At 65.8% G+C, this 23,914-nt stretch carries 18 protein-coding genes; 13 read left to right on the top strand and 5 right to left on the bottom strand.

The window, feature by feature from the left end; all coding sequences use genetic code 11:
* Nucleotides 1-10 precede the first annotated feature (10 nt).
* From ASF61_RS01645 to ASF61_RS01625, 5 genes are all read left to right on the top strand, one after another.
* Nucleotides 11-2,809 carry a TonB-dependent receptor gene (locus ASF61_RS01645; RefSeq protein WP_229205667.1) on the top strand — a complete coding sequence of 933 codons (2,799 nt, stop codon included), beginning with the start codon at nt 11-13 and terminating at the stop codon, nt 2,807-2,809.
* Nucleotides 2,810-3,007: 198 nt separating this feature from the next.
* Nucleotides 3,008-4,315, top strand: coding sequence for a cyanophycinase (locus tag ASF61_RS01640; RefSeq protein WP_056150481.1), 1,308 nt, complete (start codon nt 3,008-3,010; stop codon nt 4,313-4,315).
* A 77-nt stretch (nt 4,316-4,392) separates the two neighbouring features.
* Nucleotides 4,393-5,847 carry an IgA Peptidase M64 gene (locus ASF61_RS01635; protein ID WP_056150480.1) on the top strand — a complete coding sequence of 485 codons (1,455 nt, stop codon included), beginning with the start codon at nt 4,393-4,395 and terminating at the stop codon, nt 5,845-5,847.
* A 139-nt stretch (nt 5,848-5,986) separates the two neighbouring features.
* Entirely contained in the window at nt 5,987-6,454 is a 468-nt protein-coding gene (locus ASF61_RS01630) for a hypothetical protein (RefSeq protein ID WP_056150479.1), read from the top strand.
* Nucleotides 6,455-6,540: 86 nt separating this feature from the next.
* A complete protein-coding gene (locus ASF61_RS01625) occupies nt 6,541-6,855 on the top strand; it encodes a hypothetical protein (protein ID WP_056150476.1) in 315 nt (104 codons plus the stop codon).
* Between the two features lie 65 nt (nt 6,856-6,920).
* On the opposite strand, the gene parC is transcribed toward ASF61_RS01625, so the two are convergent.
* Complete coding sequence (parC, locus tag ASF61_RS01620) at nt 6,921-9,266, bottom strand: DNA topoisomerase IV subunit A (RefSeq protein WP_056150474.1); 2,346 nt, start codon at nt 9,264-9,266, stop codon at nt 6,921-6,923.
* Between the two features lie 29 nt (nt 9,267-9,295).
* A complete protein-coding gene (locus tag ASF61_RS01615; RefSeq protein ID WP_056150471.1) occupies nt 9,296-11,293 on the bottom strand; it encodes a DNA topoisomerase IV subunit B in 1,998 nt (665 codons plus the stop codon).
* A 219-nt stretch (nt 11,294-11,512) separates the two neighbouring features.
* On the opposite strand from ASF61_RS01615, the gene ASF61_RS01610 reads away from it, so the two are divergent.
* Together ASF61_RS01610 and ASF61_RS01605 are read left to right on the top strand one after the other, a co-directional pair.
* A complete protein-coding gene (locus tag ASF61_RS01610) occupies nt 11,513-11,770 on the top strand; it encodes a hypothetical protein (RefSeq protein WP_229205666.1) in 258 nt (85 codons plus the stop codon).
* A 26-nt stretch (nt 11,771-11,796) separates the two neighbouring features.
* On the top strand, nt 11,797-12,597 hold the full coding sequence (locus ASF61_RS01605; RefSeq protein ID WP_056150467.1) for a TorF family putative porin: 801 nt from the start codon (nt 11,797-11,799) through the stop codon (nt 12,595-12,597).
* A 92-nt stretch (nt 12,598-12,689) separates the two neighbouring features.
* Here ASF61_RS01605 and ASF61_RS01600 read toward each other — a convergent pair whose 3' ends face one another.
* Both ASF61_RS01600 and dapA read right to left on the bottom strand, forming a co-directional pair.
* Nucleotides 12,690-13,241, bottom strand: coding sequence for a hypothetical protein (locus ASF61_RS01600; RefSeq protein WP_056150465.1), 552 nt, complete (start codon nt 13,239-13,241; stop codon nt 12,690-12,692).
* On the bottom strand, nt 13,238-14,200 hold the full coding sequence (gene dapA, locus ASF61_RS01595; protein WP_082491152.1) for a 4-hydroxy-tetrahydrodipicolinate synthase: 963 nt from the start codon (nt 14,198-14,200) through the stop codon (nt 13,238-13,240). Before dapA ends, ASF61_RS01600 begins: the two co-directional genes overlap by 4 nt.
* Before the next feature lie 323 nt (nt 14,201-14,523).
* On the opposite strand from dapA, the gene ASF61_RS01590 reads away from it, so the two are divergent.
* The 6 genes from ASF61_RS01590 to kdpE are packed head-to-tail and all read left to right on the top strand — an operon-like array spanning nt 14,524 to nt 22,680.
* Nucleotides 14,524-14,613, top strand: coding sequence for a potassium-transporting ATPase subunit F (locus ASF61_RS01590; protein WP_019923168.1), 90 nt, complete (start codon nt 14,524-14,526; stop codon nt 14,611-14,613).
* On the top strand, nt 14,613-16,430 hold the full coding sequence (gene kdpA / locus ASF61_RS01585) for a potassium-transporting ATPase subunit KdpA (protein WP_056150463.1): 1,818 nt from the start codon (nt 14,613-14,615) through the stop codon (nt 16,428-16,430). The genes ASF61_RS01590 and kdpA overlap by 1 nt, the downstream gene beginning before the upstream one ends.
* Nucleotides 16,431-16,467: 37 nt before the next feature.
* Complete coding sequence (gene kdpB / locus ASF61_RS01580; protein ID WP_056150462.1) at nt 16,468-18,573, top strand: potassium-transporting ATPase subunit KdpB; 2,106 nt, start codon at nt 16,468-16,470, stop codon at nt 18,571-18,573.
* Nucleotides 18,574-18,614: 41 nt separating this feature from the next.
* Nucleotides 18,615-19,190 (top strand): potassium-transporting ATPase subunit KdpC, encoded by a 576-nt coding sequence (kdpC, locus tag ASF61_RS01575; RefSeq protein WP_056150459.1) that lies wholly within the window; start codon nt 18,615-18,617, stop codon nt 19,188-19,190.
* 26 nt (nt 19,191-19,216) lie between these two features.
* On the top strand, nt 19,217-21,979 hold the full coding sequence (gene kdpD, locus ASF61_RS01570; RefSeq protein WP_056150458.1) for a two-component system sensor histidine kinase KdpD: 2,763 nt from the start codon (nt 19,217-19,219) through the stop codon (nt 21,977-21,979).
* Nucleotides 21,976-22,680, top strand: a complete 705-nt coding sequence (gene kdpE, locus ASF61_RS01565) for a two-component system response regulator KdpE (protein ID WP_056150456.1) — start codon at nt 21,976-21,978, stop codon at nt 22,678-22,680. Before kdpD ends, kdpE begins: the two co-directional genes overlap by 4 nt.
* Before the next feature lie 64 nt (nt 22,681-22,744).
* Here kdpE and ASF61_RS01560 read toward each other — a convergent pair whose 3' ends face one another.
* On the bottom strand, nt 22,745-23,914 hold the full coding sequence (locus tag ASF61_RS01560; RefSeq protein WP_056150454.1) for a VWA domain-containing protein: 1,170 nt from the start codon (nt 23,912-23,914) through the stop codon (nt 22,745-22,747).

Genomic DNA, 23,914 nt, shown 5'->3' with positions numbered 1-23,914 from the left:
CCAGCACGGCATGCGAGTTTCGACGATGGCTTACGCGGTGCGCCGCACACTGGGGCTGAGTCTGGGATTGGGGTTGGGCGTGGCCGGCCTGCTGGGTCTGGCCGCGCAGCCGGCACTGGCGCAGCAGGCGCCCGGCGCGCCGGTCAGCGCTGCCGAAGCCGACACCGCCGTGGCCAAGCCGGTGCCGCGCGTGGAAATCACCGGCTCGGCCATCAAGCGCATCGAAGCGGAAACCGCCTTGCCGGTGCAGGTGATCACGCGTGCCGAGATCGACAAGGTCGGCGTGACCACGGCCTCCGAGATCCTGGCCCGGCTGTCGTCCAATGTCGGCGGCCTGACCGATGGCGCCAGCATCAACGTCGGCGGTGACCAGCGCGGCTTCAACAGCGCCAACCTGCGCGGCATCGGCACCTCGTCCACGCTGGTGCTGCTCAACGGCCGCCGCATGGCCAACTTCGCTTCGCCCGGCGACGATACCGGCGTCGATCTCAACAACATTCCGGCCTCGGCCATCCAGCGCGTCGAGGTGCTGCTCGACGGCGCCTCGGCCCTGTACGGCACCGACGCCATCGGCGGCGTGATCAACTTCATCACGCGCAAGGATTTCCAGGGCGTCGAGATGAATGTGTATGGCAACAAGACCCAGGAGGGCGGCGGCGGCAAGCGCACGGCCACCCTGACGGCCGGCTTCGGCAACCTGGACCAGGACGGCTTCAACATCTTCACCGTGGCGGACGTGCAGAAGACCAGTTCGCTGAGCACGGCGCAGCGCCGCTTCATCGGCGACCTGCGCATTCCCGAGCGCCTGCCGCACCTGCTGTCGAGCTACACCACCCCGGCCAACATCCGCCTGAGCCGCAGCCAGCTCGAGGAACTGCAGGACCAGAACTTCACCGTCAACGGCGCGCCGCTGACCGCGCGCACCTTCAACCCGTACGTGCCGGCATGCGCGGCACCGGCCAACCTGTACCTGCCCGGCGGCGCCGGCGGCGACCAGGGCTGCACCTACAACTACATGCGCGATACCGAACTGTTCCCGCGCACGGAAAAATTCAATTCGCTCACGCGCGGCGTGCTGCAGATTAACCAGAACAGCCAGCTGTATGCCGAGGTGGCGCTGAGCCGCTCGAAGAGCTGGTATGTCGGCTCGGCTGCGCGCGCCGACAACAAGACCAATGCCGACGGCTCGACCAACCGCGCCGAGATCGATTCCGGCAAGCTGTCCGTGTTCGACGGTTACACGCTGTCGGACCCGATGGTCGACCTGCGCATGCGCCTGCCGGACGCCGGCCGCCGCACCAGCGAGCTGACCAGCGAAAGCCAGCGCTACGTGGTGGGCCTGACCGGCAGCATCCAGGGCTGGGATTACGACTTCGGCCTGAACCACAGTGTCAACACGGTCAAGGACCGCGACACCCACGGCTACCTGCTGGCCGACCAGCTGCTCGACGGCATCCGCGACGGCGTGATCAATCCGTTCGGGCCATCGGGCCAGGCCGGTGTGGACCTGATCAACGGCATCCAGGTCAACGACCTGGTGCGCCGCGCGCGCGGCACCATGGATTCGATCGACTTCAAGGTTTCGCACCCGGTCGCCACCCTGGCCGGCGGCGACGCGGCGCTGGCGGTCGGCGGCGAACTGCGGCGCGAACGCACCCGGTCGAATCCGTCGGCGCTGCTGGTCAGCGGCAACATCAACAACGATCCGGCGCCGGAAGAGGAGGGCGCGATCAGCAACAGCCGCAAGGTCAAGGCCGTGTTTGCCGAATTGCTGATGCCGTTCACCAAGCAGTGGGAAGCGCAGCTGTCGGCCCGTTACGATCATTACCAGGTGGTGGGCGGCGCGGCCAGCCCCAAGCTCGGCATCAGCTACACGCCCACCAAGACCATGCTGTTCCGCGCCTCGGCCGGGCGCGGCTTCCGCGCGCCGTCGATGAACGACCTGTACCGCGCGACCATCTACAGCCAGACGGCAACCTTGCCCGACCCCGTGTATTGCGCCACCGTCGATTTCAACTATGCCGATTGCGCCGACAACTGGTCCACCCGCCGCTATTCGAACGCCAACCTCAAGCCCGAGCACAGCAAGCAGGCGTCGGTCGGCATGGTGATCCAGCCGTCGCGCAACGCCTCGATGACGCTCGACTACTGGCACATCAAGCGCACCGACCTGATCAGCGAACTCGGCGACGACGTCATCCTCGGCAACCTGGGCAAGTACGGCGACCTGGTGCACCGCGACGAAGACGGCGTGATCGACTACATCGAGCTGCGCAAGGAAAACCGTGGCGCGCAGGTGGCGTCCGGTCTCGACCTGGTGCTCGACTACAGCGGCGTGCAGACCTTTGCCGGCCGCTTCGGCGGCCGCCTGTCGGGCACCTATGTGCTCGATTCCAAGATCCAGACCGGCAAGGGCGATCCCTATATCAGCAACCTCGGCCGCTTCGTCACGGACGGCGTGGTGCAACGCTGGCGCCACACGATCTCGATGGACTGGGATAATGGTCCGCTGTCGGCCACGCTGTCCAACACCTTCTCCAGCGGTTACCAGGACCAGAACTCGGCCATCGACACCACCGGCGGCACCGTGGTCGCCCCCAACCACGTAACCTCGTACTCGCTGTGGGACCTGTCGGGCACGTGGCAGGTGGACAAGCATGTCAAGCTGCGCCTGGGCCTGCAGAACATGTTCAACCGCACGCCGCCGTTCTCCAACCAGGCGTATTACTTCCTGTCGGGCTACGATCCGACCTACACCGACCCGCGTGGCCGGCGCTTCTTTGCCAGCGCCAACTACGCTTTCAAGTAAGCATAATGAAATTCACGTTTCTACTTCCCGTCAACAAGGTAATATAGCCCTGCAGAGCGCCTGAATAAACGTTGCAGACCGCGCAACAGCTTGTCGCGGCGCTCTTTTGAAGCGTACTTAAGTATTTGATTGGTATCATCTGCAATACCACGGCGCCGCGTGCGAGCCCCGGCGCCGGTTTCACTTCGGAAGGGCAACATGAATTTTTCAGGTTTTACCTGCCAGCGCCTGTTCGTGCTCTGGCTGCTGGTGTTTGCCAGCTTCGGCGTACACGCGGCGCAAGGCGCGGCAGCCAAGGCCCAATCCACCGGCAAGGCGGTCAAGCCAGCCAAGGCGGTCCCGCCGCCCAAGCCGGTGCTGGCGCCGCCGGCGGGCAACCTGGTGATCATCGGTGGTGGCTTGCGGGCCGACAATGCGGAAGTCTGGCAGCGCATCGTGATGTTGGCTGGTGGCAAAGGCGCGCGGATCGGCGTGTTCGGCTCGGCCTCGATCAATCCTGAAAACGCCGCCCAGAACACGGTCAACAAGCTCAATCAGTACGGCGCCCAGGCATTTTTCATTCCGCTCGGCGTCACGCTGCCCAATAGCGACTACCGCAAGGCGGCCGAAGATCCGGAAGTGGTGGCCCTGATCCATTCGGCCACCGGCATCTATTTCACCGGCGGCGACCAGGCCCGCATCACCAAGGCGCTGGTGCGCCAGGACGGCAGCCGCACGGCCGCGCTCGAGGCGGTGTGGGACGTGTACCGCGAAGGCGGCGTGGTGGCCGGTTCTTCGGCCGGCGCGGCCATCATGAGCACCACCATGTTTTACGACGCCAAGTCCACGCTCGACATGCTCAAGCAGGGCGTCACCGACGGCAACGAGATCGCACCGGGCCTGGGCTTCGTCGGCGAGGACGTGTTCATCGACCAGCACCTGCTGGTGCGCGGCCGCTTCGCGCGCATGATTCCCGTGATGCTCAAGAAGGGCTACCAGATCGGCCTCGGCATCGACGAGAACACGGCCATGGTGGTCAACGCCAAGCGCGACGTGGAAATCATCGGCTACAGCGGCGCGCTGCTGCTGGACCTGTCGGCAGCCATCACCGACCGCGCCATCAAGGGTTTTAATATCAGCAACGCCACCATCAGCTACCTGGACCGGGGCGACAAGTTCAACCTGGTCACGCGCGAATTCACGCCGTCGCCCGACAAGGCCGACAACAAGCTCGACCCCAACCAGCCCGATACGCGCGGCGTGGTCTATACCAACGATATCCTCGGTAATAACGCGGTGCTGGACCTGATGGTCAACCTGATCGACAACGCCCAGCAGGATGCGATCGGCATCGCCTTCGGCAATCCGCGCGACTCCTACCCGGACATGGGTTTCGAATTCCGCTTCAGTAAAACCGTCAACAGCGTCGGTTACAGCTCGACCGAGGTGGAAGCCTATTCGGTACTGAAACTGCGCATGGATATCCGGCCGATCCAGCTGCAGCAGCCGCTGTACCGCTACCGCTGAGGCGCAAGGAACCTCGGGGCCTGTCCAGCAGCCCGCGCAGGCACTAGAATGGTCGTTTCGACCACCGCGAGGCCTGCATGTCCTGTAACACCCTGATCGGCGCGCTGCTGCTGGCCGCCACCTGCGCCACGGCAAGCGCTGCCACCACGGCAGCGCCGCAACCTGCCACCGTCCGCCTCGACTACCTCCACAGCGGCAACGCCCTGTCCGAACAGTACGCGGTCGACCGCGTGGTGATCGAGCCGCTGCCATGGCCGGGCGACTTGAGTCGCACCATCGACGACACCAACCGCGGCAACAACCTGGTGGAAGTGGTCGATGCCGAGAGCGGCAAACTGCTGTATTCGCGCGGCTTCTCGACCGTGTTTGCCGAATGGGCCAGCACCGAGGAAGCTGCACACGGCAACCGCGGCTTCCAGGAATCGGTGCGCTTCCCGAAACCGGACAAGCCGGTGCGCGTGCGCATCCTCAAGCGCGACGAGCGCGGCGCGTTCTCGGTGGTGTGGAGCACCCGGGTCGATACCGACGCCATGGACGTGGTGCGCAAGCAGGCCGGTGCGCCCGTCAAGCCGATCGCCATCCGCGTCAACGGCGCACCGAAGGACAAGGTCGATCTGCTGATCCTCGGCGACGGCTACACGGCGGGCGAGATGACGCAATTCGAAGCGACTGCGCGCAGGCTGGCCGACCACCTGTTTACGGTTTCGCCGTTCAAGGAGCGCGCCAGCGACTTCAACGTCTGGGCGCTGGCGCTGCCGACCGCCGAATCGGGCGTCTCGCGGCCATCGACCGGCGTGCACCATGCCTCGCCGCTGGGCACGCGGTACGACATCTTCGGCAGCGAGCGCTATGTGCTGACCACCGACAACCGCGCGCTGCGCGAACTGGCGCAGAACGCGCCCTACGAGTTCATCGAAATCCTGGTCAACAACGACACCTACGGCGGTGGCGGCATCTTCGGCCAGTTCAGCACGGCGGCAGCGAACAACGACTGGGCCAATTACCTGTTCGTGCACGAATTCGGCCACCATTTCGCCGGCCTGGCCGACGAGTACTACACCTCGCCCGTGGCCTACGCGACCGGCGGCGTGCGCCGCGAGCCATGGGAGCCGAACGCCACCGCGCTGCGCGATCCCGCCAGGCTGAAATGGAAAAAATTCGTCAAGGACGGCACGCCGCTGCCGACCCCGTGGCCGAAGCAGGCGTATGAAACCGCGTCGCGCGCCTACCAGAAGGAGCGCGCCGCGCTGCGGGCGGCCAACCGCCCCGAGTCCGAGATGAGCGCGCTGTTCCGCCGCGATCTGGAGCAGACGGCAGCGCTGTTCTCGCGCGATCCGCACCTGCACACGGTGGGCGCCTTCGAGGGCGCCAACTACGAGGCGACCGGCTATTACCGCCCCGAGATGCAGTGCCTGATGTTCGATCGCAGCGACAAATTCTGCGCCGTCTGCGCCGACGCGGTGGCCACCATCATCGACCTTTATTCCCGCCCTGCAACCAAATCGGCCGTTTCGTACGGTACCGAACAGTGACATATTGCCGTTTTGGATATTCTGATTACGTGACCTAGCGCTTCTACCAAAAAGCGGAGAGCGTTTAGCAGACAAAGCTTTTAATGGTCTTGTCCGTCTGAATAAGAACGTATCCAAACATAATTTGAGAGGAACTATCATGAGCAAAATCGTCGCTACCCTGATCGCCGGCCTGTTCGCTACCGCTGCTTTCGCGCAAACCCCGGAAGTAACCCGCGCCCAAAACGATGCCAACAAGGACATCGCCAAAGCCCAGCAAAAAGAAGCCAAGGTCGATGCCAAGGCAGACAAGAAAGCCAACAAGGCTGCTGCCAAAGCCGACCAGGTGCACGCTGAACAGCAAGCCAAGGTAAACACCGAAGCTGCCAAGGCCAACGAAAAAGTGGCCAAAGCCGATCCGGAAGACAAAGCCAAGGTCGCTGCCGAAGGCCAGAAAGATGTCGCCAAGGCAGTCGAAAAAGCTGAAAAGAAATCGGTAAAAGCCGACGCCAAAGCGATCAAGAAAACCGTTGACGCGACCGAAGACAAAGCGCTGGCCGCCAACAAGACCGACGCAGTACGCGCCAAAGCTGCTGCCGACGTGAAAGAAGCCGCTGCCAAGCACTAAGCTGCTGCGCAACTGAACGAACGGGCGCACCTGACAGGGTGTGCCCGTTTTTTTTATCGTAGCCTTCACCGTGACCGCATGACGCCATGACCCGCACCCCACGCCAGCACGCTCCCGTCTTTCCCGGTCCGCGCACCGCGCGCGGCGCCGTGCTGGCGGTACTGCTGTCGAACGCCGACCAGACCGGCGCCGAGCCGCTGCGCGGCCGCGTCACCCTGGCCGCCATCGTGCGCGCGCTCAAGCGCAAGTACCACTGGCCGATCGAGACGGCCAGTTTTCCGTCGAACGGCCCCGATGGCCGCGCGACCTGGGCCACCGTGTACAGCTTGCCCCAGGACGTCATCGCGGCAGCCCTCGATGACCGGGGCCGCGACTGGCTGCTGGCAGCGTCCGGCCGCTGAACGCTGGCCGAAAAAAAGCCGTCGGCCCCGGTGAGGGGATGACGGCTTGAACGGGGTCCCGCGCCTTACACGATCGGCGTCAGTCCGCCCGGCTTGATCTTGGTCGCCAGCGCCTTGCCCTTGCGCGCGCGCCTGCCGAAGTGCTCGGCCAGCGCGGACGCCGACAGCCTGACGTCCTGGGGCTTGGCGCCGCGGCCGATGCCGCTGACGATCACGCCTTTCTGGCTGATCGGTTTGGCCGCCACCAGCGTTTCCTTGTCATCGAGCTCCATCAGGATCACGCCGCGGCCGCCGTTGGTCAGCACCTTCATTTCGTCGAGACCGAACACCAGCACGCGCGCGTTCGCCGACAGGGCCGCGACCGCACTGGCATCGGGCGCCACCACCGTCGGCGGCAGCGGCACATCGCCGTCGTCGAGCGTGATGAACGATTTACCGCCGCGGATGCGGCTGACCATGTCGCCCGCCTTGGCCAGGAAGCCGAAACCGGCGCTGGTGGTCAGCATCAGCTGGGTGGCGCCGCTGCCGGCAAAGTAGTGCAGGATGCGCGCACCGGGCGCCAAGTCGATCAGCGTGGTGACCGGCACGCCGTCGCCGCGCGCGTTCGGCAGCGCGGCCACCGGCACCGAATAGATCTTGCCGTTGCTGCCAAAGGCCAGCAGGTGGTCCACCGTGCGGCACTCGAAGGCGCCGTACAGCGTGTCGCCGGCCTTGAACGTAAACTGGGTGGCGTCGTGGCCGATGCCGGTGCGGGCGCGGATCCAGCCTTTTTCCGAGATGATCACGGTGACCGGTTCATCCACCACCTTCTGCTCGAGCACGGCCTTTTGCGCTTCCTCGATCACGGTGCGGCGGGCGTCGCCATAGGTCTTGGCGTCGCCCTCGATTTCCTTGATGATGGCGCGCTTCATCGACGACGGGTTGTCGAGCAGGTCCTGCAGCGTGCCCTTTTCCTTGCGCAGTTCGGCCAGCTCCTGCTGGATCTTGATCGCTTCCAGGCGCGCCAGCTGGCGCAGGCGGATTTCCAGGATGTCTTCGGCCTGGACTTCGGACAGGCGGAAGCGTTCCATCAGCGCCGCTTTCGGTTCGTCCGAGTTGCGGATGATGTGGATCACTTCATCGATATTGAGCAGGATGGTCTCGCGGCCTTCCAGGATATGGATGCGCGCATCGACCTTGCCCAGCTTGAACTGCGTGCGGCGGGTGACGGTGGCGAAGCGGAACGCGATCCACTCCTGCAAAATCTCGGTCAGCCCTTTCTGGCGCGGACGGCCATCGCCGCCGATCATCACCAGGTTGATCGAGGCCGACGATTCGAGCGACGTGTGCGCCAGCAGCATCAGCATGAATTCGGTCTGGTCCTGGTTCTTCGATTTCGGCTCGAACACCAGGCGCACCGGCGCGGCGCGGCCCGACTCGTCGCGGATGGTGTCGAGCGAATTGAGGATCAGCGACTTGAGCGCCAGCTGTTCCGGCGACAGCGCCTTTTTGCCCAGCTTGACCTTGGGATTGGTCAGCTCCTCGATTTCCTCGAGCACCTTCTGCGACGAGGTGCCGGGCGGCAGTTCGGTGACCACGGCCTGCCACTGGCCGCGCGCCAGTTCTTCGATCTTCCAGCGCGCGCGCACCTTCATGCTGCCACGGCCCGAGGCATACATATCGCTGATCTGCGCGGCCGGGGTGATGAGCTGGCCGCCGCCGGGGAAGTCCGGGCCCGGAATCAGTGCCATCAGCTCGGCGTGCGCGATCTTCGGATTGCGGATCATGGCCACCGCCGCCTGCGCCACTTCGGTCAGGTTGTGCGACGGGATCTCGGTGGCCAGGCCGACCGCAATGCCGGAGGCGCCATTGAGCAGCACCATCGGCAGGCGCGCCGGCAGCAGGCTCGGTTCCTCGGTCGAGCCGTCGTAGTTGGCCTGGAAGTCCACGGTGCCGAGATTGATCTCGTCCATCAGCACCCTGGCGATCGGCGTCAGGCGCGCTTCGGTGTAGCGCATCGCTGCCGCGCCGTCGCCGTCGCGCGAGCCGAAGTTGCCCTGGCCGTCGATCAGCGGGTAGCGCAGCGAAAAGTCCTGCGCCATGCGCACCATGGCGTCGTACACCGACTGGTCGCCGTGCGGGTGGAGCTTACCGAGCACGTCACCCACCACGGTGGCCGACTTGCGCGGCTTGGCGGTGGCATTCAGGCCCATTTCGTTCATCGCATACAGGATGCGGCGCTGTACCGGCTTCTGGCCGTCGCACACGTCGGGCAGGGCGCGGCCCTTGACCACCGAGATGGCGTAATCGAGATAGGCGCGTTCGGCAAAGGTGGACAGGGTAAGGGTTTCGCCGCCGTCGGTAGGACCGCCGGGCGGCAGGGCGCCGTCCGGGTCCGGCAGCGCTTCGTCAAAGAGGTTTGCTTGAGTCATGTGCGGAGATTCAGTGTTCGTATCAGATATCAGATGTCGGCTTCGGCTTCGTTGCCGTGTTCTTCGATCCAGGCGCGGCGGGCGGCCGCTTCGCCTTTACCCATCAGCATGTTGAAGCGGGCGGCCGAGGCGCCGTGTTCGTATTCGCCCAGCGACACCGGCAGCAGGCGGCGCGTGTCCGGATTCATCGTGGTTTCCCACAGCTGTTCGGCATTCATCTCGCCCAGACCCTTGAAGCGCGAGATCGACCACGCGCCTTCCTTGAGGCCGTCCTTGCGCAGCTTGTCCTCGATGGCCACCAGCTCGCCGTCGTCGAGCGCGTACAGCTTCTGGATCGGCTTCTTGCCGCGCGCCGGTGCATCGACGCGGTACAGCGGCGGGCGGGCGATGCAGATATTGCCGTTGGCGATCAGGCCGGGGAAGTGCCTGAAGAACAGCGTGAGCAGCAGCACCTGGATGTGCGAGCCGTCGACGTCCGCATCGGACAGGATGCAGATTTTGCCGTAGCGCAGACCGGACAGGTCGGGCGTGTCGGTGGCGTTGTGCGGATCGACGCCGATCGCCACCGAGATGTCGTGGATCTCGTTGTTGGCAAACAGGCGGTCACGGTCGGTTTCCCACGAGTTCAGTACCTTGCCGCGCAGCGGCAGGATGGCCTGGAATTCCTTGTCGCGGCCCATCTTGGCCGAACCGCCGGCCGAGTCGCCCTCGACCAGGAACAGTTCGGTGCGGGTGACATCGGTCGATTCGCAGTCGGTCAGCTTCCCCGGCAGGACCGCCACGCCCGACGATTTTTTCTTCTCCACTTTTTGCAGCGAGCGCAGACGCGATTGCGCCTGCTTGATCACCAGCTCGGCCAGCTTCTTGCCGTAGTCGACATGGTGGTTGAGCCACAGTTCGAGCGCCGGCTTGGCGTACGTGGAGACCAGGCGCACCGCGTCGCGCGAGTTCAGGCGCTCCTTGATCTGGCCCTGGAACTGCGGATCGAGCACCTTGGCCGACAGCACGAACGAGGCGCGCGCGAACACGTCTTCGGGCAGCAGCTTGACGCCCTTGGGCAGCAGCGAGTGCATCTCGACGAAGTTCTTGACGGCGCCATACAGGCCGTCGCGCAGGCCCGATTCGTGGGTGCCGCCGTTGGGCGTGGGGATCAGGTTCACGTACGATTCGCGCACGATCGCGCCTTGCTCGGTCCACGCCACCACCCAGGCCGCGCCTTCGCCTTCGGCAAAGCCTTCGGCGTCGGGGCCGGCAAACTGCGCGCCCTCGAACAGCGGGATCAGGGTTTCGCCATCGGTCGATTGCGCCAGCGCTTCGGTCAGGTAGCCGCGCAGGCCGTCGTTGTACTGCCAGGTCTGCGACTCGCCGGTCTTGGCGTTGTTCAGCGTGACCGACACGCCGGGCAGCAGCACGGCCTTCGAGCGCAGCAGCCGTTGCAGCTCGGTTTGCGAAATGGCGGGCGAGTCGAAGTATTTCGGATCGGGCCAGGCGGTCACGCGGGTGCCGGACTTTTTGCCGTCGCGCGGGGCCGCCACGGAGTTGAGCGGCTCGACCACGTCGCCATGCTCGAACACCAGGTGGTGCAGGCCGGTGCCATTGGGCTCCTTGCGCCAGACCGTGATCTCGAGGCGCTTGGACAGCGCGTTGGTGACCGACACACCGACGCCGTGCAAGCCGCCCGAGAACGCGTACGCGCCGCCCGAACCCTTGTCGAACTTGCCGCCCGCGTGCAGGCGGGTAAACACGATTTCCACCGTCGGCACGCCTTCCTCGGGATGCAGGCCGACCGGGATGCCGCGACCGTCGTCTTCCACCGTGATGCTGCCGTCGGCATTCTGAGTGACGACGATGTTCCTGCAATGGCCGCCCAGGGCTTCGTCCGAGGCGTTGTCGATCACTTCCTGGATGATGTGCAGCGGGTTTTCGGTGCGGGTGTACATGCCCGGGCGCTGCTTGACGGGTTCCAGGCCCTTGAGGACCCGGATGGAGGATTCGCTGTAGTCGGAAACTGGTTTTTTAGTGGCCATACGTGATCAAGCTGATAATGTCGATGCTGGGTTGTGTGCTGGGCCCATTTTACTGTGTATATGTACAGTCAAATGCGCGCGTTTGCGTATTCTATCCTCAACCGGGGCAATCGGCGGCAATTTATACACGATGTTTACAACAGTGCCCGGCCTTTTTAGACCGTTTTTACGGGCCGCCCGATAAGCTGACTCCATCGCACAACCTTCATCGGAGTCGTTATGAATCACTTCCCTTGCGTGATGACGCTCAAGGTTGACACGGCAGCGATCACCCATTTGCGCCGCATGGTCACGCGCATCTGCGGCGATTCGCTCGAATTCATCCGGATCGAAATCTGCGAACACGGCACCCGCATGAAAGTGTGGCTGTGCGTGGGCGCGGCCATGGTCACCCCGGTGATGGACGCGGTCATGCAGGCGCTGCCCGGCGCCGAGTTCGGACGCATCCAGCATGCCAATCAGGCCACCCATCGTTAATAGATATCCATAGCAGAAAGAGCAATATGAACAAACTGATCATCGCCGCCGCGCTGAGCGCCGCATTTGCCGCCGGCACGGCCCAGGCCCAGGAAGTCCCGGCGCAGGGCAGCGAGGCTGCACCAGTGGCTGCGGCGGCGCCGGCGGCCAAGCCCGACAACGAAGTCAGCTTCAACGCTGCCATCGTGTCCGATTACCGCTACCGCGGCATTTCGCAAACGCGCCTGCAGCCGGCCTTGCAGGGCGGCGCCGACTACGTCAACAACCCCACCGGCCTGTACGTGGGGGCCTGGGCGTCGTCGATCAAGTGGACCAGGGACGCCGGCGGCGACGGCCACGTGGAACTCGACATCTACGCCGGCCAGCGCGGCCAGATCAGCGACGTCGTCTCGTATGACGTGGGCGTGCTGACCTATGTCTACCCGTCGAACGGCCTGAAAGACGTCCCCGGCTTCGTCAACGCCGACACCACCGAGGTGTATGGCCAGCTCGGTGTCGGTCCCGCCTACGTCAAGTATTCGCACGCGGTGACCAACCTGTTTGGCTTCGTCGACAGCAAGAACAGCGGTTACCTCGACGTGGGCGCCAACATCGACGCCGGCGAAGGCTTCACCGTCAACCTGCACGCCGGCCACCAGAAGGTCAAGAACAACGACGCGTCCAATTACACCGACTGGAAAATCGGCGTCACCAGGGACTTCGGCGTGCTGACCGGCGCCCTGGCCGTGATCGGCACCAACGCCGACAAGACCGCCTATGCCTCGCCCGTCAACGGCAAGTTCACCGGCAAGACTGCCTTGCAGCTCATGCTCAGCAAGACCTTCTGATCTTTTTTTAGCGCTACACCTTGCGGGCCGGCCGGGATGACCCCCGCCGGCTCCTTCTTTTTGATGATCCTGGGTGTCGATCGCGGTTGCCGCTACCGCGTGCCAAATACCTGGCGGTACAGGTGGCGCACCTCCGGTGCGCACAGCACGTTGGCGGTCTTGTAGGCGTCCGCTTCGAAGGTGCTGTGGTGCGAGTGGTAGGTGTCATGGTCGAGCACCAGCGTATCGGCCAGGCGTGCGCCGGGCAGCTGGGCGACGAACACCAGCAGGCACCCGGTCTGGTGCGGCGTGAGCGGCTCGCTGCCGTGGGCCACGGTGACCAGCAGGCGGGCGCCGGGATTGGCGGCGCTGGCCGCGCGCAGGCGCGCCAGCAGCGCGGCGTGGTCGTCGTGTTCGAGGTCGGCGCGGCGCAGCAGCGCCACGATGACGGCGGCGCCGGCCAGCGAGGCGGCGTCGCGCGCCCCGTCGCGCGAGGCGTCGATCACCAGGTCGTCGTAGAGCCGGGCATCGTAGGCGCACGGTTCGGGGCAGACCAGCAGCACCCGGTTGCCGGCTGCCACGCGCAGCAGCGCCAGTTCTTCGGCCAGGTCGGCGACGGCGTGGTTGCCGTCATTTGCCTGGTGTCCGGTCAGGGCGACGATCATGCTGCCACCTCGTCGCGGCCAGCGTGCTCCGCAACCTGTGGCGATGCGGGCGACGGCACTGGCACTGGCACTGGCACATAGCGCGGCACCGCATCGAGCGCCGCCAGCGCTGCGGCCAGCCGGGTGCGGCAGGCGCTGCTGGCCGCCGTCAGCGGCAGGCGCAGCTCGTCGCGCAGCAGCCCCTGCATCGACAGCGCCGCCTTCAACGGCGCCGGATTCGGCTCCGAGAACAGCAGGCGGATCATGGGCAGCAGGTGGTCGAACAGGGTCATGGCCTCGGCCAGGCGGCCGGCGTGGACCAGGTCGTACACCTGCACGTACAGGTCCACGCGGATATGGGCCGAGGCGGAAATGGCGCCATGGCCGCCGCCGCACAGCGCTGCGAACAGCAGCGCATCGTCGCCGCACAACATGGCCAGCGGCGTGTGCCGCGCCAGGTCTTCCATGCGTTGCAGCCTGCCGCCCGCCTCCTTGATGGCGGCGAACTGCGGGTGGCGCGCCAGCGCGTTGGCGGTAGCCAGCTCCAGGTCGATGCCGGTACGCGACGGTACGTTGTACAGCACGATGGGGCGGTCGGTGGCGCCGGCAATCGCCTCGAAGTGGCGCAGCAGGCCTTCCTGCGACGGCCGCACGTAGCACGGCGTGGCCACCAGGTAGCCGGCGATGCCGGTGTCGTCGAATTCCCTGACCTTGGCGGCAGCGGCACAGGTGTCGCTGCCGCCCACCCCCATCAATACCGGGCAGCGGCGCTGCGCCGTTTCCAGCACGGCCGACAGCGCGACCGATTGCTCGGCCAGGCTCAATTGCGGCGCCTCGCCGGTGGTGCCGCAGACCACGAGGCCGTGGGCGCCGTCCGCGATCAGGCGCGCGGCCAGCTGCTGCAGGCGCACCAGGTCGATCTCGCCGTGGTCCATCGGTGTGACCAGCGGCACCCAGATGCCGCGAAACGAAGTATTCATGATCTTTACAGGTGGTGGAAGACAGGTCCAGCCTATGCCTGTCCCCGTAAAAATGTTCTAAAGAGTCGCCGGCCAACCGTAAAGGCGGTGTAAACAACGCCAAGCAAGGCATCGCTACGCGCGTTTTTTACGGCTTGTTTACAGTTTGTTTACACCGTGCCGCCAAGTCTTTACAAAGTTTTTAGGCGCCTGCCGCTAACCTTCCTCCATCAAAACAAGACCTCCGGGGGTGTGATGGATTTTATTTATATTGGTGCGATCGTGGCGTTCACTGCCGCGATCTGGGCGATGGCAGCCGGCTGCGACAAGCTGGGAGGCCAGCCATGAGCATCTTCTACCTGATCGGCGGCATTGCCTCCGCCGGGCTGCTGGTGTACCTGGTACTGGCGCTGCTGAAAGCGGAGGAACTGTGATGACCACCGAATCGATCCTGCTGCTGGTGGTGTTCCTGGCTGTGCTGCTGGCGCTGGCCTGGCCGCTGGGCGTGGTGCTGGCGCGCGTGGGCGATGGATCGCGCGTACCGGGCCTGGGCTGGCTCGCCGGCGTCGAGCGCCTGCTGTACCGCGCCGCCGGCATCGCCGGCCAGGATGGCCAGGCTGAAGGCCAGGGCTGGAAAGCCTACGCCGTCGCGCTGCTGACCTTCAATGCGCTCGGCACGCTGGCCGTCTACGGCCTGCAACGCCTGCAAGCCTTCCTGCCGCTCAATCCCCAGGGCCTGGCCAACGTCAGCCCCGATTCGGCATTCAATACCGCCGTCAGCTTTGTCGGCAATACCAACTGGCAGGGCTACAGCGGCGAGCAGACCATGAGCTACCTGACCCAGATGCTGGCGCTGACCGGCCAGAACTTCTTCTCGGCCGCCACCGGCATGGCCGTGTGCTATGCGCTGATCCGCGGCTTTGCGTCGCGCTCGACCAGATCGATCGGCAACTTCTGGGCCGACGTCACCCGCTCGACCCTGTACGTGCTGCTGCCACTGTCGGTGATCATGGCCGTCTTCCTGGCCGGCCAAGGCGTGATCCAGAACTTCTCCGCCTTCCAGGAAGTGCAGCTGATCGAGCCGGTCACCTACACCCAGCCCAAGGTCGATGCCGACAACCAGCCGATCAAGAACGCCAAGGGCGAACCGGTCACCGAGACCCTGACCACCACAACGCAAACCTTGGCCATGGGCCCGGTGGCGTCGCAGGAAGCGATCAAGATGCTGGGCACCAATGGTGGCGGCTTCTTCAACGCCAACTCGGCCCACCCGTATGAAAACCCGACCGCGCTGACCAACTTCGTGCAGATGCTCGCGATCTTCCTGATCCCGGCCGGCCTGTGCATCGCCTTCGGCCGCATGGTCGGCGACCGCCGCCAGGGCTGGGCCATCCTGGGCGCCATGACCATTTTGTTCGTCGCTGCCACGGTGGTCGTGATGGGCGCCGAACAGCAGGCCCATCCCGCGCTGCAGGCGCTGCACGTGGACCAGTCCATGAGCGCGCTGCAATCGGGCGGCAACATGGAAGGCAAGGAAACCCGCTTCGGCATCAGCGCCTCGAGCCTGTTCGCGGCCGTGACCACGGCTGCCTCGTGCGGCGCCGTCAACGCCATGCACGATTCGTTCACGCCGCTGGGCGGCATGATCCCGATGGTGCTGATGCAGTTCGGCGAAGTGATCTTCGGCGGCGTCGGTTCGGGCCTGTACGGCATGCTGATCTTCGCCATCCTGGCCGTGTTCATCGCCGGCCTGATGATCGGCCGCACGCCCGAATACCTGGGCAAGAAGATCCAGGCGTATGAAATGAAGATGACCTCGATCGCCATCCTGGTCACGCCGACCCTGGTGCTGGCCGGGACCGCGCTGGCGGTGATGACCGACGCCGGCCGCGCCGGCATCCTCAACCCCGGGGCGCACGGCTTCTCCGAGATCCTGTACGCCTTGAGTTCGGCCGCCAACAACAACGGCAGCGCGTTTGCCGGCCTGTCCGCCAACACGCCGTTCTACAACGCGCTGCTGGCCGTGGCGATCTGGTTCGGCCGCTTTGCCGTGATCGTGCCGATCCTGGCGGTGGCCGGTTCGCTGGCCGGCAAGCAGCGCCTGGGCGCCAATGCCGGCACCATGCCCACCCACGGTCCGATGTTCATCGGCCTGTTGATCGGCGTGGTGGTGCTGGTCGGCGTGCTCAATTACGTGCCGGCGCTGGCGCTCGGTCCCGTGGTCGAACACTTGCAGCTGTTTGCTCATTAATTCGCAGGATCCCATCATGTCAACGACTCAAAAAGAAATGACGCTGTTTACCAACGGCGCCACACCGGCGCCCAAGAAGCTGGGCCTGTTCGACAGCGAACTGCTGCTGCCGGCGATTGCCGACGCGTTCCGCAAACTGAACCCGGCCACCCAGCTGCGCAGCCCCGTGATGTTTGTCGTCTATGTCGGCAGCATCATCACGACCTTGCTGTACCTGCAGGCGCTGTTCGGCCAGGGCGAGGCGCCGGCCGGCTTCATCCTGGCGATCGCCGTCTGGCTGTGGTTCACGGTGCTGTTCGCGAACTTCGCCGAAGCGCTGGCCGAAGGCCGCAGCAAGGCGCAGGCGGCTTCGCTGCGCAACCTCAAGCAGACCGTCAGCGCCAAGAAGCTGGCCACGCCCAAGTTCGGCACCACCTGGCTGCCGCAGCCGGCCACCGACCTGCGCAAGGGCAATTACATCCTGGTCGAAGCGGGCGACGTGATCCCGATCGACGGCGAAGTGATCGAAGGCGTGGCCTCGGTCGACGAAAGCGCGATCACCGGCGAATCGGCGCCCGTGATCCGCGAGTCGGGCGGCGACTTTTCGTCCGTCACCGGCGGCACCCGCGTGCTGTCGGACTGGCTGGTGGTCAAGGTCACCGTCAACCCGGGCGAGACCTTCCTCGACCGCATGATCTCGATGGTGGAGGGCGCCAAGCGCCAGAAAACCCCGAACGAGATCGCGCTGACCATCCTGCTCGTCGCGCTGACCATCGTGTTCCTGATCGTGACCATCACGCTGCTGCCGTTCTCGCTGTTCTCGGTACAGGCCGCGCAAGCGGGCACGCCGGTCACCATCACCGTGCTGATCGCGCTGCTGGTGTGCCTGATCCCGACCACCATCGGCGGCCTGCTGTCGGCCATCGGCGTGGCCGGCATGAGCCGCATGATGCAGGCCAACGTGATCGCCACGTCGGGGCGCGCCGTGGAGGCGGCCGGCGACGTCGATGTGCTCATGCTCGACAAGACCGGCACCATCACGCTCGGCAACCGCCAGGCCGCCAGCTTCGTGCCGGCGCCCGGCGTGACCGAGCAGCAGCTGGCCGACGTGGCGCAACTGGCGTCGCTGGCCGACGAAACCCCGGAAGGGCGCAGCATCGTGGTGCTGGCCAAGCAGAAGTTCAATATCCGCGAACGCGAGATGGCGTCGCTGAGCGCCGTGTTCGTGCCGTTCACCGCGCAAACCCGCATGAGCGGCGCCGATATCGGCACCGGCGCCGGGGCGCGCGCGGTGCGCAAGGGCGCCGCCGACAGCGTGCGCCGCTACGTCGAATCGCTGGGCCAGCCGTACCCGGCGGAAGTGGGCCGCGCCGTCGATGACATTTCGCGCCGGGGCAGCACGCCGCTGGTGGTGACCGACAGCGGCCGCGTGATGGGCGTGGTCGAACTGAAGGACATCGTCAAGGGCGGCATCAAGGAGCGCTTCGGCGAACTGCGCCGCATGGGCATCAAGACCGTGATGATCACCGGCGACAACCAGCTGACCGCCGCCGCGATTGCAGCCGAAGCGGGCGTGGACGACTTCCTGGCCGAAGCGACGCCGGAAGACAAGCTGAAACTGATCCGCCAATACCAGGGCGAAGGCCGCCTGGTGGCGATGACCGGCGACGGCACCAACGACGCCCCGGCGCTGGCCCAGGCCGACGTGGCGGTGGCGATGAACTCGGGAACGCAGGCGGCCAAGGAAGCGGGCAACATGGTGGACCTCGATTCGAATCCGACCAAGCTGCTCGAAATCGTCGAAATCGGCAAGCAGATGCTGATGACGCGCGGTGCGCTGACCACGTTCTCGATCTCGAACGACATCGCCAAGTATTTTGCCATTATCCCGGCCGCCTTCGTGGGCACCTACCCGCAACTGAAGGCGCTCGACGTGATGCAGCTGGCCAGTCCGTCGTCGGCCATCATGTCGGCCGTGATCTTCAATGCCCTGATCATCGTGGTGCTGATCCCGCTCGCGCTCAAGGGCGTCAAGTACCGCGCCATCGGCGCGGTGGCGCTGCTGCGCCGTAACCTGCTGCTGTACGGCCTGGGCGGGATCGTGCTGCCGTTCGTCGGCATCAAGCTGATCGACATGGTGCTCGCGGCGCTGCACCTGGTCTGACCATCGCCACCCCGGCTCAAACTTACCTCATCGGAGTTCCCATGACATCCTCCCTTCGTCCCGCGCTCGTGATTTTCGGCGCCCTGACCGTGATCTGCGGCGTGCTGTATCCGCTGGCCGTCTCCGGCGTCGCCGCCACCGTGTTCCCCGCCCAGGCGGCCGGCAGCCTGGTGACGGTGGACGGCAAAACCGTCGGCTCGTCGCTGATCGGCCAGTCGTTCAGCGCACCCAAGTATTTCTGGGGCCGCCTGTCCGGCACCAGCCCGATGCCGGCCAACGGCGCCGGTTCGTCCGGCACCAACTTCGGCCCCACCAATCCGGCGCTGATCGATGCCGTCAAGGGGCGCATCGACGCCCTCAAGGCTGCCGATCCCGGCAACACTGCGGCGATCCCGGTGGACCTGGTGACGGCGTCGGCCAGCGGTCTCGATCCCGACATCAGCCCGGCCGCGGCGCGCTACCAGGCTGCCCGCGTGGCAGCGGCCCGTCAGTTCAACACCAACCAGGTGCTGGCGCTGATCGAGCAGAACACGCGGCCACAGTACCTGGGCTTTTTCGGCGAGCCGCGCGTGAACGTGCTGGCACTGAACCTGGCGCTCGACCAGACTGGCCGTTGAGTAACCCTGTCAGGTAGAATCGCCGCATGTCCATCCCCCACGATAGCCAGCGCCCCGATCCCGATGCCTTGCTGGCGCAAGTCCAGGCCAGGGAGCGGCGCGCCGCGCGCGGCAAGCTGCGCATCTATTTCGGCGCCTCGGCCGGGGTGGGCAAGACGTACGCGATGCTGGCCGCTGCGCGCAAGCTGCAGCTCGAAGGCCGGCAGGTGCTGGTCGGCGTGGTGGAAACCCACGGCCGCAGCGAGACCGCCGCCATGCTGGCCGGACTGGACGTGCTGCCGCCGCGCGCGGTCGCGCACCGCGGCCGCACGCTGTCCGAATTCGACCTCGACGCCGCGCTCGCGCGTCATCCGCCGCTGATCCTGATGGACGAACTGGCGCACTCGAACGCGCCCGGCTCGCGCCATCCCAAGCGCTGGCAGGATGTCGAGGAGTTGCGCGACGCCGGCATCGATGTCCTCACCACGGTCAATGTCCAGCACCTGGAAAGCCTGAACGATGTGGTGGGCGGCATTACCGGCATCCGCGTCGGCGAAACCGTGCCCGATACCGTGTTCGACCAGGCCGACGAGGTGGTGCTGGTCGATCTGCCTGCCGACGAACTGCTGGCGCGCCTGAAAAGCGGCAAGGTGTACCAGGCGCAGCAGGCCGAACGCGCCTCGAAGAACTTTTTCCGCAAGGGGAACCTGATCGCGCTGCGCGAGCTGGCGCTGCGCCGCACCGCCGACCGTATCGAGGACGACGTGCGCGCCTACCGGGTCGAGCAGTCGATCGCCGACATCTGGAAAACCGGCGCCGCGCTGCTGGCCTGCGTGGGCCCGAACCCGGGCGCCGAACACACGGTGCGCAGCACGGCGCGCCTGGCCGGCCAGCTGGGCACCGGCTGGCATGCAATCTATGTCGAGACGCCGGCGCTGCAGCGGCTGCCGGCCGCGCGGCGCGAGCAGATCCTGCGCACGCTCAAGCTGGCGGCAGACCTGGGCGCGACCACCGCCGTGGTGCCGGGGCGCGACGTGGCGCTCACTGCCGTCGAATATGCGCGCAGCCACAACCTGTCCAAGCTGGTGTTCGGCCGCAGCCACGGCGGCTGGCCGTGGCGCACGCCGCACAGCAAGCGGCTGGCGCGCTATGCGCCGGACCTGGACCTGGTCGAAATCGGCGCGGCCAGCACCGGGGGCCCGGCAGTGCGCGGCGCCGGCGAGGAGGGCGAGGGCAGCGGCTACGGCGCCGCCGACAGCGATATCGACAACCTCGACCTGCCCTGGCACCAGCGCCGCGCCGCCGGTTACGGGGTCGCGGTGGTGGTCGGTTTCGCGATCGCGCTGGCGGCCATGCCGTTGTTGCAGTGGCTGGACCTGGCCAATATCGCCATGCTGTTCCTGCTCGGCGTGCTGCTGACGGCCGTGCGCTACGGCCGCGGCCCATCGGTGGTAGCGACCTGCGTGAGCGTGGCCTGCTTCGACTTTTTCTTCGTCACGCCGCGCTTCGACTTTGCCGTCTCCGATTTCCAGTACGTGATCACCTTCATCGTGATGCTGGCCGTGGGCGTGATCACCGGCCACCTGACCTCGGGCCTGCGCTTCCAGGCGCGGGTGGCGGCGCAGCGCGAAAAGCGTTCGCGTTCGCTGTACGAGTTTGCCCGCGAGCTGTCGGGCGCCCTGCAGACCGAACAGATCTTCGATACCACCCGCCAGTTCATCGAAAGCGCTTTTCGCGCGCGCGCCACGCTGCTGCTGCCCGACGATGGCGGCCGGTTGCTGGCCCCGCCGGCCGGCGTGCAGCTCGATATCGGCATCGCCCAGTGGGCGTTCGACAATGCCGAGAGCGCGGGCCTGGGCACCGACACGCTGCCGGCCAGCGCGCTGTTTTACCTGCCGCTGGTGGCGCCGATGCGCACCCGCGGCGTGCTGGCGATTGCGCCGCCGCGCCAGCGCTGGCTCCTGATCCCGGAACAGCGCCAGCAGCTCGATACCTTTGCCGCGCTGGCCGCCATCGCCCTCGAGCGCGTCCATTACATCGAGGTGGCGCAGAATGCGCTGGTCAACATGGAGTCCGAGCGGCTGCGCAATTCGCTGCTGGCGGCCCTGTCGCATGATGTGCGCACGCCGCTGACGTCGCTGGTGGGGCTGTCCGAATCGCTGGCCGGCGCCAGGCCGCCATTGCCCGAGGCCCAGCGCGAGGTGGCCACGGCGCTGCACGACGAGGCGCTGCGCATGAGCGCAATGGTGGCCAATCTGCTCGACATGGCGCGCATCCAGAGCGGGGAAGTGAAATTCAACCTGCAATGGCAGCCGCTCGAAGAAGTCGTGGGCAGCGCCCTGCGCGCCAGCGGTTCGCAGCTGACCGCCCACACGGTGCGCACGGCGCTGCCGGCCGGCCTGCCGCTGCTGCGCTACGACGCCGTGCTGATCGAGCGGGTGCTGGCCAACCTGGTGGAAAACGCCGCCAAGTACACGCCGCCCGGCTCTACCATCGAGATCGGCGCCGCGCTGCACGGCCAGTGGATCAACATCACCGTGGCCGATGACGGTCCCGGACTGCCGCCGGGGCGCGAGGAAGCGATCTTCGAGAAATTCACGCGTGGCGAGCGCGAGTCCGCCAAGCCTGGCGTAGGCCTGGGGCTGGCGATCTGCCGCGCCATCGTCGAAGCGCACGGCGGGCGCATCGTCGCCACCGCCCATGCCGCGCCGCTCGGTGGCGCGGCGTTCATGTTGTCCCTGCCGCTGGGCACACCGCCGGCCATGCCCGAGCTGGAGCAGGAGCAGGACCAGAATCAGGAGCGCGCATGACCGATCATCTCACCACACCCACCGCCTTGCTGGTGGAAGACGAACCGCAGATCCGCCGCTTCGTGCGCGCCGCGCTGGAGGAGGAGGGCTGGCAGGTGTTCGAATCGGCCACGCTGCAGCGCGGCCTGATCGACGCCGGCACCCGCAAGCCGGACCTGATCGTGCTCGACCTGGGGCTGCCCGACGGCGACGGCATCGACTTCGTGACCGACCTGCGCAAGTGGTCGACGGTGCCGGTGATCGTGCTGTCGGCGCGCGTCAACGAGGCCGACAAGATCCGCGCGCTCGATGCCGGCGCCGACGATTATCTGTCCAAGCCGTTCGGTGTGGGCGAGCTGCTGGCGCGCGTGCGCGCCACGCTGCGCCGCCAGCGCCAGCCGGCCGCCAGCAAGGAAGGACTGATCGGCTTTGGCGACGTGACCGTCGATCTGCAGAACCGGCGCGTGACGCGCGGCGGTGAACACGTCCACCTGACGCCGACCGAGTACCGGCTGCTGGCGGTACTGGTGGCCAATGCGGGCCGGGTGATGACCAACCCGCAACTGCTGCGCGCCGTATGGGGGCCGTCGCAGTCGGAAAACGGCCATTATTTGCGCATCTACATGGGCCACTTGCGCCACAAGCTCGAAGCCGACCCGACCCAGCCGAAGTTCCTGCTGACCGAGACGGCGGTCGGCTATCGATTGCAACTGCCGGCGTAGCCGTCCCTTCAGGGGACCTCGAAAAACCGTAGCGGGTCGCGCAGTAGGTTTTACGTGGTCCCCTTTATTTGCTCAGCGCGCGCATGGCCCGTTCCAGCCCGTCGAGCGTGAGCGGGTACATGCGGTTGCCCATCAGCTGGCCGATGATGGCGATCGACTGCCGATACTGCCACAGGCCTTCCGGTTCAGGGTTGAGCCATGCGAACTTGGGAAAGGCATGGGTAAAGCGCGTCAGCCATTCGCTGCCCGCTTCGCGGTTGTGGTACTCGACCGAGCCGCCCGGGTGCAGCACTTCGTAGGGACTCATGGTGGCGTCGCCGACGAAAATGAGCTTGGTGTCGGCCGGGTATTTGCGCAGGATGTCCCAGGTGGCAAAGCGCTCGGACTGGCGGCGGCGGTTGTTCTTCCACACAAAATCGTACACGCAGTTGTGGAAGTAATAGAAGTCCATGTGCTTGAACTCGGTGCGCGCGGCGGCAAACAGTTCCTCGGTGCGCTCGATATGGTCGTCCATCGAGCCGCCGACGTCGAACAGCATCAGCACCTTGATATTGTTGCGGCGCTCGGGCTGCATCTTCAGATCGAGGAAGCCGGCATTGCTGGCGGTGGCGTGGATGGTGGCGTCGAGCGCCAGCTCCTCGTGGGCGCCTTCGCGGGCGAACTTGCGCAGCCGGCGCAGCGCCACCTTGATGTTGCGGGTGCCGATTTCGCGGTCGCCGTCGTAGTCGCGGAACGTGCGCGCGTCCCACACCTTGACCGCCGTGCGGTTGCCGCCTTTGCCGCCGATGCGGATGCCCTCGGGATTGGTGCCGCCGTGGCCGAACGGCGAGGTGCCGCCGGTGCCGATCCACTTGCTGCCGCCTTCGTGGCGCTCCTTCTGTTCCTTGAGCAGTTCGGCCAGGCGGTCCATCAGCTTGTCGTAGCCGAATTTCTCGAGCTGCGCCCGTTGCGCGTCGGTCAGTTCGCGCTTCATCCGTTGCAGCAGCCAGTCGAGCGGGATCTGGCTGTTCTCGTCGAAGCTGGCGGCGATGCCCTTGAAGTACAGGCCGAAGGCGCGGTCGAACTTGTCGTAATGGGCTTCGTCCTTGACCAGCGTGAGGCGCGCCAGGTAGTAAAAGTCGTCGAGCGACATGGCGATCACGTTCTTTTGCAGCGCTTCGAGCAGCGTCAGGAATTCCTTGATCGACACCGGTATTTTGGCGTCCTTGAGGGTAAAGAAGAAATCGATCAGCAT

Source organism: Duganella sp. Leaf126, from assembly GCF_001423125.1.
In the GTDB taxonomy this organism is placed as follows: Bacteria; Pseudomonadota; Gammaproteobacteria; order Burkholderiales; family Burkholderiaceae_D; genus Rugamonas.
Note: the sequence above shows the minus strand (reverse complement) of the source record. Positions and strands in the feature narration are given on the sequence as shown.